The organism is Gemmatimonadota bacterium, from assembly GCA_009841265.1.
GTDB lineage: Bacteria > JAAXHH01 > JAAXHH01 > JAAXHH01 > JAAXHH01 > JAAXHH01.
The window spans coordinates 1,122,721-1,136,156 of sequence record VXMB01000009.1; the positions used below are offsets into that span (position 1 = coordinate 1,122,721).

Annotated in this window: 11 protein-coding genes; 4 read left to right on the forward strand and 7 right to left on the reverse strand. The window is 63.7% G+C overall.

Features of this window, described 5'->3' with window-relative positions:
- Positions 1-23: 23 nt before the first annotated feature.
- Positions 24-518, reverse strand: a complete 495-nt coding sequence (locus F4X08_09745; protein ID MYD26082.1) for a dCMP deaminase family protein — start codon at positions 516-518, stop codon at positions 24-26.
- On the reverse strand, positions 519-1,625 hold the full coding sequence (locus F4X08_09750) for an AI-2E family transporter (GenBank protein MYD26083.1): 1,107 nt from the start codon (positions 1,623-1,625) through the stop codon (positions 519-521).
- Here F4X08_09750 and F4X08_09755 point away from each other — a divergent pair.
- Entirely contained in the window at positions 1,579-3,453 is a 1,875-nt protein-coding gene (locus F4X08_09755; protein MYD26084.1) for a peptide ABC transporter substrate-binding protein, read from the forward strand. The genes F4X08_09750 and F4X08_09755 overlap by 47 nt on opposite strands.
- A gap of 30 nt (positions 3,454-3,483) precedes the next feature.
- Here F4X08_09755 and F4X08_09760 read toward each other — a convergent pair whose 3' ends face one another.
- Positions 3,484-4,374 carry a diacylglycerol kinase family lipid kinase gene (locus tag F4X08_09760; GenBank protein ID MYD26085.1) on the reverse strand — a complete coding sequence of 297 codons (891 nt, stop codon included), beginning with the start codon at positions 4,372-4,374 and terminating at the stop codon, positions 3,484-3,486.
- A 310-nt stretch (positions 4,375-4,684) separates the two neighbouring features.
- Here F4X08_09760 and F4X08_09765 point away from each other — a divergent pair, with 310 nt between their 5' ends.
- Positions 4,685-5,470: an SDR family oxidoreductase gene (locus tag F4X08_09765; protein ID MYD26086.1), complete on the forward strand. Its 786-nt coding sequence runs from the start codon at positions 4,685-4,687 to the stop codon at positions 5,468-5,470.
- Positions 5,471-5,524: 54 nt separating this feature from the next.
- Positions 5,525-6,430, forward strand: coding sequence for an AEC family transporter (locus tag F4X08_09770; GenBank protein ID MYD26087.1), 906 nt, complete (start codon positions 5,525-5,527; stop codon positions 6,428-6,430).
- Positions 6,431-6,477: 47 nt separating this feature from the next.
- Here the strand turns inward: F4X08_09770 and F4X08_09775 are convergent, their stop codons facing one another.
- From F4X08_09775 to F4X08_09785, 3 genes are all read right to left on the reverse strand, one after another.
- A complete protein-coding gene (locus F4X08_09775) occupies positions 6,478-7,809 on the reverse strand; it encodes a 4Fe-4S binding protein (protein MYD26088.1) in 1,332 nt (443 codons plus the stop codon).
- Positions 7,810-7,931: 122 nt separating this feature from the next.
- The gene (locus tag F4X08_09780; GenBank protein MYD26089.1) at positions 7,932-9,272 is read right to left on the reverse strand and encodes an NAD(P)/FAD-dependent oxidoreductase; all 1,341 of its coding nucleotides are present in this window, start codon (positions 9,270-9,272) and stop codon (positions 7,932-7,934) included.
- Positions 9,220-10,020: a 2OG-Fe(II) oxygenase gene (locus tag F4X08_09785; GenBank protein MYD26090.1), complete on the reverse strand. Its 801-nt coding sequence runs from the start codon at positions 10,018-10,020 to the stop codon at positions 9,220-9,222. The genes F4X08_09780 and F4X08_09785 overlap by 53 nt, the downstream gene beginning before the upstream one ends.
- 270 nt (positions 10,021-10,290) lie before the next feature.
- Between F4X08_09785 and F4X08_09790 the strand changes: the two genes are divergently transcribed.
- Positions 10,291-11,712 carry an amino acid permease gene (locus tag F4X08_09790; protein MYD26091.1) on the forward strand — a complete coding sequence of 474 codons (1,422 nt, stop codon included), beginning with the start codon at positions 10,291-10,293 and terminating at the stop codon, positions 11,710-11,712.
- 82 nt (positions 11,713-11,794) lie between these two features.
- Here F4X08_09790 and F4X08_09795 read toward each other — a convergent pair whose 3' ends face one another.
- Positions 11,795-13,429 carry an AbgT family transporter gene (locus F4X08_09795; GenBank protein ID MYD26092.1) on the reverse strand — a complete coding sequence of 545 codons (1,635 nt, stop codon included), beginning with the start codon at positions 13,427-13,429 and terminating at the stop codon, positions 11,795-11,797.
- Positions 13,430-13,436: the final 7 nt, after the last annotated feature.

The following is a 13,436-nucleotide window of genomic DNA, read 5'->3' on the forward strand; positions in this document are numbered from 1 at the left end:
ATCTCCCCCGGCTTATGGGGTTTTCAGACCGTTTGCACGACGGTTTCCGGATGCTCGTCCAGCTTCAATTCGACCATCTCGATACCGGATTCCTCCACCAGCCAGTCATACACTTCTTCGACGGACTTCGTGTAGGCGTACTCCTCTGCGTAGACCACCCGCCGAATCCCCGCCTGGATGGACTTTTTCAGACAGCCCAGGCAGGGCTTGTTGGTGGTGTAGAGCGTGGCGCCGCTCGTCGACGACCCGTGGCGCGCGGCGAAGACGATGGCGTTTTCCTCGGCGTGTATGCAGACGCATTCGTCGAGGTTCGCCCCGGACGGTCCGTCCGAGTTGCATCGCTTGCAGCCGCCGTCGAAGCAGTTGGGTATGCCCATGGGGGTGCCGTTATAGCCCGTGCTGGTGATGATCTTTTCGTTCACGATCACGGCGCCGATGTGCCGGCGAATGCAGTTCGATCGCGCCGAAACGGCATAGGCGATGCGCAGGAAATACTCGTCCCAGGAGATTCTATCCATTCATTGCTCCTTCACCGGTTGAGATCCCTTCAGGAACCGCTTGTAGTACGAGTGGACCAGGAACGTCACCGGCAGCGCGATCAGCAGCCCCAGGATACCCAGCAGTTTTCCCCAGATGGACAGGGAAAGGAGGATCACGGCCGGGTTGAACCCGGTCGCGCTGCCCATGATCCGCGGAACCAGGATGGCGTCCTGGATGACCTGTACGACGGCGAACACGGCCAGGACGAGGACGAGCATGACCCAGATGCTCTCGCCGGCGCCCAGGGCCCCTGCAATCGCGAAAAGCACCGCCGGGATGAGGCCCACGACCTGCAGGTAGGGCACCATGTTGAGCAGCCCAATGAAAAGGCCCAGCAAAATTCCCATGGGCAGGCCGATCAGCCAGAAGCCCAGCGCGAAGAGCAGTCCGACGATGAAGGCGATGAGGGCCTGGGCACGAAAATAGACCCGCATGGCCTTCGTAAAGTCGGATACGACGTCGAGTACGACCTGCCGGTACTGGTCGGGGATCAGTTCTTTCCAGCCTTCGGAGATCTCGTCGAAGTCCAATAGGATGAAGACCAGGTAGAGCAGGATGACGATGACGACCGCAAGACCGATGATGAAGCTGATGGTACCTGAGAATACGCCCCAGATGCCGGGCAGGATCTGCTGAAAGAACAGCCGGATGTTTTCGAAGTTCAGCAGTTGGACCAGTTCTTCAAACCGGACCAGGTCCGCGATGTATATCCTGATTTCCTCCGGAACATAGTCCTGTAGTCTCGCCTGCCACTGGTCCGCGTCCACCAGCCCGGAGAGCAACCGCTGCATCTGCGCGACTTCGGACACGACCATCGGGATCAGGATGGAAAGGAACAGGACCACGGCGGCGAGGATGATCGTCAGGCTCAGCAGTACGGAGATGATTCGTTGCTTGAAGGGCAGTTTCCGTTGCAGCCAGGAAGTCAGGGGATTAATCAGGTAGGCGAGCAGCAGTGCGACGGCAAAGGGTATGAGCACATCGCTCAGATAGGCGATAAGGGTGATCAACAGCCAGATCACGCCCACGGCGATTGCGATGCGGACTACGCGGTCGAAGGTAAAAGGGCTTTCGGACAGCATGATCGTGACTCGGGATGAAACGCCGATCTTGACGGAAACGCCGTGTAATCAAGTAGGCGCAGGGATGGCGGATGTCAAGCAAATACAGGACGACGGACAATCTCTTGACCTGCCTTCGCCGGCGGGTCTATATTCACCGCGCACCAACGGTAGATTCGATTCAGATCCACCTTACCCCGGAACCTGCATGCACAAGGTACTTTCCGTCCTGCTGCTGGCCGCGGCCATCCTGCCGGCAACCGGTTTTTCCCATGCCCAGTACACGAATTCCGTCGGCGTAGCGCTCCCGCCCGACGCGGCGCCGCCCGACCAGCAGGTTTTCCGGGTGATGAGCCCGGAACCGCGCAGCCTCGACATCCAGATCAATCTGTACGACGGGGAATCCACGCTCCTGCCCTTCGAGACCCTGCTCATCCGGGACGAGCTCTGGCAGCCCATACCAGGCGCCGCCACCCATTATGACGTCTCCGCCGACGCCATGGAATGGACGTTCCACCTCCGGCCCGGCGCCCGGTGGAGCGACGGCAGGCCCGTCACGGCCCACGACTTCGTCTTTGCTTTCAGGCGGATGCTGGATCCGGCCAACGCCAATCCCTACGCCTTCTTCTACTACGACATCAGGAACGCGAAGGCCATCAGCCTCGGAGAGATCACCGACCTGACTCGGCTCGGGGTCCGTGCCGTCGACGATCTCACGCTCCAGGTGGACATGGAACGCAGCGCTCCTCACTTTCCCCACGTGGTATCCTTCGGTCTGGCCTACCCGGCACCGCGCTGGGCCGTGGAAAAACACGGACGGAAATGGACCGAGGTCGATAACATCGTGTCGAACTCCGGTTTCAGGATGGCCGAATGGTCCACGGGCAGCCACATGACCTTCGTCCCCGATCCCATGTACAACGGTCCCCACAAGCCCCTGCTGGAAAGGGTCATCCATCCATTCCGCTACGCGGCGGCACAGACCGTCCTGGCCTATGAGAACAACGAGGTGGACGTGGAGACGGTCGATATCAGTGACATGGACCGGATAGAACGGCATCCCGTACTCAGCCGGGAACTCGTGAAGACGCCGGGAAGGACGACCTGGTACCTGTTCTTCAAGGTGGCGGAACCGCCCTTCGACGACATCCGCGTGAGAGAAGCCTTCGCCCGGGTATTGGACCGGGACGCGATTTGCCGGGTCGTCCTCAGGGGCGCGGCGGCGCCGGCTTACTCCATGATGCCGCCCGACTTCAAGGAATACAACGGCGACGCGATGAAACCGTACCAGGCATTCGATCCGGTCCGCGCGAAGGCACTGATGCGGGAGGCCGGCTATCCGAACGGCAGGGGGTTTCCGAGGCAGGAAATGTGGTTGCGCGCGCCGACGCCGTCCATGAAGATGGCCGGCGAGGCCATTCAGAGCATGCTGCTGGAACACCTGGGAGTCGATGTCACCGTTCGCACGCTCGACCGGACGGCCTACATGAGCAAGCTGTACAACTGGGAAATGGACTTCGGCTTTCTGCGGTTCGTCGCCGATTACATGGACCCGCGCAACATGCTCGACATGACGTGGCACTCCCAGCCGAAAGGCGCGGGACGGCACGACTGGGCACAGCCCGAATTCGACGCGCTGGTCGAGCAAGCAGGGGCCGAATTGGACCCGGTCATGCGAACGGACCTCTACAGGCAGGCGGAGGAGATACTCGTAAAGGACTACGCCGCCGCCTTCGTCTTCCATCCCCTGACGCTTCAGCTCCGCAAGTCCAACCTCAAGGGCTATTCCAGGGACTACGACGGTATCGTGGGCGCCCTCATGTATTCCCGGCTATACAAGGCCCGGGAGTAGGGGAGAGGAACACCGAATACCCTTCACCGTTCAGGCCGAGGGGACCGGACAGGCGACCCGCAACGCGCCGGGTGCCGCGATGATCTCCGCCGGGGTCTCGCCCACGGGCTCGCCGTCGGCGAACAGTACGACCGGCCGCTCCGTTTCCATGCTCAGGCTGCCCGTTCTGTATGAGAAGACGTCGGGGTGGGTCAGGTGTCCGCCCCAGTAGACCCGGGGAAACACGCGCAGGATACGGCCCGCGCTCATCATGCGCACGAGGCAGATGTCGAGAGCCCCGTCCGCCGGGCTGGCGTTCGGCGCGATCCTGATCCCGCCGCCGTACGTGCTGGTATTTCCGGTAGCCGCGAGCAGGACCGTCTGGTCGATGGTGCCGAAGTCGCCAGTCATGCGCAGGGCCACGCCGCGATAGACGCGCAACATGCACGCCAGGCCCCACAGATAGGCCGCCGTGCCCTTGAACGGGACCTGCCCTTCGTACACCAGCCTGGCCACCTCCGAATCGAATCCCAGCGTCACCACCGTCGCGAAGTACCGGTCGTTCACCTTGCCCAGGTCGAAGGGGCGGACATGGCCCTGCAGCAGGACGGATGCGGCCTTCTCGGGCGCGGACGGTATCTCCATCGCCCGGGCGAAATCGTTGCCGCGTCCGCAGGGCAGGATGCCGAGGGCGACGTCCGTTCCGGCCAGCCCGTTCACCACCTCGTGGACGGTTCCGTCGCCCCCGCAGGCGGCCACGCAGGCATACCCCTCCTGCACCGCTTCCGCCGCGAAGGCCTCCGCCTCGCCCCGGGCCGAGGTTGGGCGGAGCTCGACGGCCGCATGGTTTGCGGCCAAAAGGTCCCGCACCCGTTCCGCGTATCTCATGCCGCGTCCACTGCCCGATGTCGGATTCGCGACGATTAGCGTCTTACCGGTCATTTACTTTCTCCAGACAAAGTCGTCTGCGCCGACCCCGCGCGCGGCGCAACACATCCCGGGACCCGGATACGCACGGCCGGAGCCACAGGAAGCAACCATCGGGGCCCCGGATTCGTCCATCCTGGACCCGGAAGCGCCCGGCGGGACCCCGGGCCGAACACCTTGACAGGGACCGGCCCTCGTCCTAAGATAGTGGGCTGGCCGGACAAAGCCAATGCAACCCATTGGATTGACGGTCGCAAGGACGTAGTAAATCGCGCAAGGACCTGTTCCGCACAAGGAAGTAAACGCCCATCATCCGGACCACGGTATGACTGACTACAGAAGCCTCTTCGATTTGACCGGCCGCAATGCGCTGGTCGTCGGCGGCGGAAGCGGCATCGGCCGGAGTTCGGCTCAGTGCCTGGCCCAGTTCGGCGCTCACGTGGTCTGCGCGGACGTGCGGCAGGAGGCGGCGGAATCCGTTCTGGGGGAGATTCGCAAGGACGGCGGTTCGGCCGAAGCGGTAACGCTGGACATGCGCGATACGGGTCAGATTCAGCACGTGCTCGACCGGACTGCTCCTCCGGACATCCTCGTCAGCACGCCCGGCGTCAACATACGCAAACCGCTCCTCGAGTACACCGACGAGGAGTACGACCGGGTTGTCGACCTCAACCTGAAAGGCACCTTCCGCCTGGTACGCGAAGTCGCCCGGTCCATGTCCGAGAACGGCGGGGGCAGTATCATCGTCTTTTCTAGTATTCGATCACAGGTCGTAGAGCCCGGCCAGGGCGTTTACGCCGCGACGAAGTCCGGCGTGGTGCTCATGATCCGCGCGCTGGCGGCCGAACTCGCCGACCGGGGCGTGCGGGCCAACGCCATTGCCCCGGGCGTGGTGGACACGCCGCTGACCGCCCAGATCAAGCAGCATCCGGAGTGGTACGGCGCGTATGCCGACAAGACGATGCTCCGGCGATGGGCCAGGCCCGAAGAAATCTCGGGAGCCGTCCTCTACCTGGCTTCGGACGCCAGTTCCTACACCACCGGTTCCGTCATGTTCGTCGACGGTGGGTGGACGGCGGCGGACGGCCGCTTCGATCCCTTCGGCGGCTGACGGCCGAACAACGCCCCCACGCGAGTCCACCCGAATCTCTTCCCCGGCGATCCAATGCCATTCCTGAACATCCTGCTCGACATCATCGCCCCGATTTTCGTCCTCATCTCCCTCGGCTACCTGTTTCAGAAGAAATGGCACTTCGACATGCAAGCCCTGACGCGGGTCCTGCTGTACCTGGTCATGCCCGCGACCCTCGTCGTATCCCTTACCCAGTCCGAACTCTCCGCCGATTTCGTATGGGACACCAGCGTGTTCTGCCTGCTCATGCTGGTCGCGCTCTATGTCCTGAGCCTGGCCGGTTCCCTGATCATGCGGTACCGAAAGGACATGAAGCAGGCCTTCAGTCTGTCGGTCATGTACTACAACAGCGGCAATTACGGCTTCCCGGCCAGCGAACTGGCTTTTCCCACCCTGGGCCTGGCCGTGCAGTCCATCGTCCTGGCCGTCCAGAACTTCCTCGTGTTCACACTGGGGCTGTTCTTCGTCTCGGTCGGCCGTATTTCGGCCCGGAAGGCGTTCCTGCAGTCCTTCAAGATGCCCTTCGTTTACGCGCTGATCCTGGCCTTCGCCATCCGGAACTTCGGCCTGGAACTCCCCGGCTTCGTCTGGCTTCCCATCGAATACCTGGCCGAGGCGCTCGTTCCCATGGCCCTGGTCACCCTGGGCATGCAGCTGGCCAGGACCCGCATCACGGACGCGTGGCAGGCCAGCATGGCGTCCCTGGTATGCCGCCTGGTGATCTCCCCCCTGATCGGCTACGGACTCGTGCTCCTGCTGGACATCGATCCCAGGATCGCCCCGATCCTGGTCGTGTCCACGAGTTATCCCACCGCGATCAACACCGTGCTGATCGCCATGGAATTCGGCAGCAGGGAGGACTTCGCGGCCAACGCCGTGTTCCTGTCCACCGTCTGCAGCATCGTAACGGTCGCGGTGGTGATCTTCCTGGTCAGGTGAGTGCCGGCCGGGCCGAGCGTGTCGGCCGGCCGCCAGGTGTCTCCGCCTCAGACGTACCCTTCGCGGTCGCCGTACACCCGTGCGCCTTTGCTGACGGCCGTTGAAAGAGCACCCAGCGGTTTGTCGGACCCCGGGTACCGGTCGCCGTGGGACGTGCCGTTCTCGAGCTTGAGCACGCCGCGGGGACACACGGCCGAACAGACCCCGCATCCCACGCAGGAAGACCGGACGATGTTCTCGCCGCGCTCGGCGTAGGCCCGCACGTCGATGCCCATTTCGCAATAGGTCGTGCAGTTGCCGCAGGACATGCACTGGCCGCCGTTGGTCGTGATGCGGAAGCGGGAGAAAAAGCGCTGGATGATGCCCAGCACCGCGGCCATCGGGCAGCCGAATCGGCACCAGACCCGGTTTCCGAGGACGGGATAGAACCCCACGCCGATGACGCCCGCGAAGACGGCACCGATGTAGAAGCCGTACCATTGCTGCAGCGGGGCGGAAATCGCGCTCAGCGCGCCTTCGGACGTGCTGCTCACCCAGAGCACCGCCGTCGTCAGGATGATCAGCAGGAGCACGGCGTAGATGATCGCCCGTTCGATCTTCCACGACACCGTCGACTTGGGCGTCAGGTGCCGCCAGGGATCGCCGAGGGTCTCGGCGAGTCCGCCGCAGCCGCATACCCAGGAGCAGTACCACCGCTTGCCGTAGAAGTAGGTCAGCACGGGCGTAGCGATGAAGGAGCAGACCGCGCCCCAGAACACCATGAAAGAACCCAGGGCGCCCGGACTGTTGACGAGGTAATCCACGGTGCCGGGGAACAGGTAGTCGTACTTCAGCGGCCAGAAATAGCTGAAATAGAACTCCGGTTCGTTCAGAGCGCGGAGTAAATGGGGCAGGATAAAGGCCAGCACCAGTTGAAAGAACATGACCGAAATGGTCCGGATGATGTGGTAGCGGTTGTGGCGGTACCGCATGAACATGCGGAAACCGAAGAGCACCACGGCCATGGTGTAGAGAAACCCGTAGAGAAACCACTGGTTCGCCGGTTGTCCCGACAGGGCCAGCGAGAGCGGCTCGACGAGCGCGATGGCGCGCGCCAGGTACTCGGGCCACCAGTACAACACAACGTAGAATCCTGTGAGCGCGATGCCCAGCGCCCAGGCGATCGCGCCGCGGTGCGTGGTATTCCCGAACATGATGCCGTCGTGCTTGATACCGGGCACGGTATCCTTGTAGGCGAACCAGGCGTAACCGATCGTACCGGCCGACAACAGGCCGAAGGAGAGCAGGAAGGGCGTCCAGGCGCCGGCGAGGGGCATACTGCCGAGCAGGGAGACGGCGAGGGCGAGGAAACCCAGTCCGATCACGCCGGCGGAGACCATCAAGCCCGGGTTCCTCGGCGCTTCGGCCGCGGAGTCGGGCTCACCGAAACCGTCGGCCTCTTCGTCGTAGAAGTACGCGATGGTTTCCGGGTCGATCAACGTCGTTCCAGCGGGTGGTGTGCTCATGCGAGTTGCTCCTTTAACGAGCGAACGATTTCCGTCTCGTGGCGGACGAAAAACTCCGGATCGAAGTTGGCTTCTTCCAGGTGGTCCAGGACGTACTCCACAGTGCGCCGTTCGGCGATCCAGCGTTCGCACACCTCGTGGCGGGCGCGTATTCCCATGAAATTGAAGGCCTTGATACACCCGTCGGCGCCGACGACGCGGACGGCGTGGCGGTGGGAGGGATGTTCCCAGTAAAGGTGCAGCTCGCCGGGCTGTGGCGTGCTCAGTATCATGCCGTAGGTCTGGTACTCCAGGTCGAAGAACTTGGCCGAATTGAACCAGATCCCCGGATCGTATGCCGTATCCTCACCGGCCAGCACCTCACCGGCCGCCTTGCCCTGTTTCTTGCCCGTATACCAGACCTGTTGGATCAGGTTGCGGCCTCCGTTCCGGCTGACGATTTCCGCGCAGTCTCCCGCGGCGTAGATGTCGGGGATGTTCGTGCGGAAGGAATGGTCGACCAGAACGCCCCGGCCGGTTTCGATGGGGGTCGCCTTGACCAGGTCCGTATTGGGCGAAACGCCCGGTGTCAGGCCGACGAGCTGGCAGTCGATCCGGTCGTCGAACTCGGTGACGACCGCATCGACCCTGCCCGAGCCGTCGTCCACGATCTCCTTCAGGTTGGTCTCCCGGATCAGGCCGATGCCCTGCTCCTCGATCAACCGGTTGATCATGCCCGACTCCTCCATGGGCAGGATGTTGCACCAGTAGGACGACTCGCGGATGAGAAAGGTGACGTGGATGTGCCTCGAATGGAGCATCTCGGCCAGTTCGATGCCGATCAGCCCGCCGCCGACGATGACCGCGTGACGGGCCCGCTCCGCGTTCTTGTACAGCTGGCGCAGGTCTTTCAGGTTGTACAGGCCCTGAACGCCCTCGAGATCCTGCCCCGGCCAGCCGAACTTGTTCGACTTGGCGCCGGTGGCGATCAGCAGCCGGTCATAGGGCAGTCGTCCGTTCCGGTGCAGCACCAGCTGCTTGTCCTCGATATCGATGCCGGTGACCCAGTCCCTGACCAGGTCCAGGCGCTGGTCGCGCCAGAAACGGTCCTCGAAGGGTTTCGTCGCCTCGTAGGTCATGTGCCCCATGAAGATGTACATGAGGGCGGGGCGGGAGTAGTGGAAGGCCGATTCACCCGATACCAGCGTGATCTTCCAATCCGGCTGAAGCTGCCTGAGCCGCGTGGCGGCCGTTACGCCGGTTACGCCGTTCCCAACGATCACGGTGTGCAATGGTCCACCTCCGTCAGGCCGTTCGCCCGTAGAACAGCTTCTGTACCTCCCGGCTGTTGCGGACATTGGGCCGGTCCTTGTAGCAGAACGCGGCGACGTACCGTGTCACCGGACCCTCGACGGGGGTCACCCGGTGCATGGACCGGTAGCCGACGAAGAGGATGAGCGTGCCGGGTTTCACCGCGAGCGTGCGAATGTCGGGGTAGCGGCCACGCAGCACCTGGTCCACGATCTCGTAGCCGTCTCCGTCCGCGGGACGCACATCCGGGGCGTACTCGAAAACGCCCCCCGCTTCGGGCGCCTGAAGCATGAGGGTGGTCGTCGCCTCGGATTCGTCGAAATGCCAGCCGTGATTCTGGCCCTCGCGCATGACATTAACGGTCAGCGCGGCCAGCGGGTCCGCCATCCGGTAGTAGTGTTCCTTGTCGAGTACGTCGGCGACAAAGGACAGAAGCGGATCCCAGACGTAGAGCCGGTGCAGGCCGTCGGAGGGGCGGAACTGGTCGAAGGCGACCGAATCCAGTTCCGTGGCCTGGGTCCTCCGCCGCGGGTGGTCGGACGGAAAGGCGTCGTCGTGTTCTTCCAGGTAGACGTTATGGGGTCTTCGGCACGGAAAGGCGTCCGGGGCGGCGCGGTCTACCTCGGCCACCATGCGAACCCGCGCTTCCTCCGTGATGAAGCCTGGCAGCAGGCAGGCGCTCTGGGCCGCCAGGTCGTCCCTGCACCTGCCGACCAGGGTGCGGTACGTGGCCGATCCGGGCTGGTGAATGGGGTAAGTCGTCGCGTCGATGAGGTCCAGCGCCGAATCGTTCACCTCGGGGTTTCCTTTCCGATTTGCGGTCTCGCCTGGTATCGCCCGGTCGTGCCCGGATGTGTCCAGTCGTGCCCAGTCCCACCCGGTCGTGCCTGGTCGTGCCTGAATCTGCCCAGTCCCGTCTTGACTTCGGCGGATCGTACCGGTAAAATGGACGTTCGTTTTCGACTTCTCTATGCCCGCGCCGACGATAACCACACCAGTTGGACTTGGCAGTTACCGCACCTGCTGTATGCGGCAGCCCGGCGGAACGACTTCTACCCTCAATATATGGCAATTCCGAGCGAGCAAAAAGAAAAGACTGGCCTGGTCCGCCAGCTTGGCCTTTTCGACACGACGATGATCATCATCGGCATCGTGATCGGATCGGGGATCTTCCTCACGACCGGCCTGATGGCCCGGGGCATACCGTCCGCGTCGCTCATTCTGCTGGCCTGGCTGTTCGGCGGCCTGCACGCCCTCGCCGGCGCGCTGGCCTACGGCGAACTCGGCGCCGCCATGCCCCGTGCGGGCGGCCAGTACGTCTACCTCCGGGAAGCCTACGGGCCGTTCTGCGGGTTCCTGTTCGGCTGGGTTTCCTTCACCATGTACCTGACCGGCATCATCGCCGCCCTCGGCGTGGGATTCGCCGAATACGCGGGCTACTTCATCCCCGCGATCGGGATGAACAACGTATTCTTCGAAACCGAAATCGCCCTGCCCGGCTGGACCTTTCCGTACGCCCTCTCCGCCGGGCACCTCACCGCACTCGTCCTCGTCCTCCTGCTCACGGTGGTGAACTACCGCGGCGTAACCTTCAGCAAGTACATCACCAACGTTTCCTCGGTGATCAAGGTCTCCGCGCTCGGGTTGTTCATCCTGTTCGGGCTCTGGTCCGGGTCCGCCCAGCCGATCGACTTTCGTATCAACGCGCAGGGGATCGACTTTGGACAGCTGGTGGTCGCCTTCGGCGTCGCCCTGATCGCCGTGTCCTGGGCCTTCGCCGGCTGGGAGGAGGTCACCTTCGTCGCCGGCGAAGTCAGGCAGCCCGGACGGAACCTGCCGCGGGCCCTCGTCATGGGCACCGCGATCGTCACCATCGTCTACCTGCTGGTGAACTACATCTACCTGAAAGCGTTGCCGGTGGGGGAAATGGCCGGGGTCGTCCGAGTCGGGGAAGCCGCCGCCAACGTGCTCTTCGGTGAAACCGGCGCCGTACTGCTGTCGGCCGCCGTCATCGTGTCCATCGTCGGCGCGCTGAACGCCACCGTCCTGGTGGGCCCCCGCGTCTATTTTGCCATGGCGAGGGACGGGCTGTTCTTCAGGCGTGCGGGATCGGTCCATCCCAGGTTCCGCACGCCGGGGCCGGCGGTGGTGTTTCAGGCGGCCTGGGCCTGCGTGCTCACCCTCAGCGGCACCTTCGAAGACCTGATCACCTTCGTCACCTTCGCCAATCTCATGCTGTGGATCGCCGGCGCCGCCGCGGTATTCACGCTTCGCAGGAAACGGCCCGACCTGCCAAGACCCTACCGCGCCTGGGGCTATCCGGTCGTCCCCCTGCTGTTCATCGCCGGTTCCGCCGGTATTCTCGCCAACATGCTCTTCGAGACGCCCGTCGAATCCATCGCGGGTCTCGCGCTGACCGCCCTGGGCGTCCCCGCCTACCTGTTCCTTCGACGCCGCACGCCGGCGCTGTCAACAACAGACAGCTAGACCGGTCCGTCCGTGACTGGCTGGCCCGCTGGCGTCAGTCGCTTTTTCCTGTACGACAGGGCAGCCTCGTCACGGCTTCCGATCAGGGTACGTAGACCAGTCCGCCCGCGGGGCCGAGGGGGATGCCCAACGCCATCCAGGCCACGAGTAGAACCGTCCAGATGACGGCGAATACCACAGTATAGGGAAGCATCGTGGAGATCAGCGTGCCCATGCCCCCCCTGGGCACGAACTGGCGCATGAAGACCAGGATGATCACCAGGTAGGGGTTCAGGGGCGTGACGATGTTGCTGACGGAGTCGCCGATCCGGTAGGCCGCCTGCGTCAGCTCGGGACTGATGCCCACCATCATGAACATCGGGATGAAGATCGGCGCGAAGAGGGCGTACTTGGCGGACATGGAGCCAATCAGCAGGTTGAACGCCAGCGTGACGAGGATGAAGGCTATCATCAGCATCCACGCCGGCATCTGCGCCTGGCCGAGGGCCTGGCCGCCGGCCATCGCCAGCATCTGGCCGAGTCCCGAATACTGGAAGTAGGCGATGAACTGGGCGGCGAAGAAGGCCAGGACGATGATCGGAGCCATAGTGGCGATCGTTTCGATGAGCAGCCGGGCCGCGTCCTTGTCGCTCTTAATGGCGCCTACCGAGATCCCGTACACGATGCCGGGTAGGATGAAACAGAAAAGCAGCAGGGGCACGATGGCCTCCACCCACCGGTCGAACAGACTACCGGTGCCGTGCAGCGGAGCGCCGGGCCACAGGATCATGAACACGATGGCCGAAAGTACCGCCAGGAACGCCAGGGACGCCCGGGCCATGCCCCGCTTCTCCACGGCGGTAAGGGCGTGTTCATCCGGACCGTCGGACGACGCGGGCGCGGGTCCGCCTTCCTCGGGCGGCTTGCTCGCCAAGCGCCGCTCGACGAACCAGGCCGTTACGAGCCATCCCGCCAGGGTCATGATCACCGTCGACACGATCATGAAGTACCAGTTGCACGTGGCGGCGACCTGGTAGGCCGCGTCGATCGTCTGCGCCCCGGCCGTGGAAAGTCCGGCCAGCAGGGGATCCAGGCCCGTCACGAAGAGGTTGGCGTTGAATCCGGCGGACACCCCCGCGAATACGGCGGCAAGGCCGGCCAGCGGCGACCGGCCGACCGCCTTATACAGCGCGGCCGCGAGGGGCGGTAGAATGACGTATCCGGCGTCGAGCGTCATGGACGACATGATGCCAATGAAGACCATGGCCGGGGTCAGTAACCGGCCCGGGACCGCCAGCATGAATGCCTTGAGCAGGGCGCCGATCATGCCGGTCCGCTCCGCCACTCCAATGCCCAGCATCCCGACCAGCACGACGCCGAGGGGCGGAAACCGCATGAAGTTCTCCACCATGTTGGCCACGACCCAGAAGAGGCCGTCCCGGGTAAGCAGGCTGGTGGACCTGAAGGTCTCCCCCGTCTCGCGCCATTCCACGCCGGTAGATCCATCCTGCAGGACCACCTGTTCCGGCAGGCGCTGGACCACGGTCCACTGGCCGCGGGCCGCGATGTCGGAGAGGACGATGATGAACAGTGCGCCGATCAGGAAGAGCGTCGCGGGATCCGGCAAGCGGTTCCCGACCCGCTCGATGGTGTCGAGGAATCCGCCTGTAGCCGCTGAACCCGCAGACGCCGGTTGATGCTGCACGGGTTGTTGCTGTTGCCGCCTGTCGGTATTCATGGCCCTT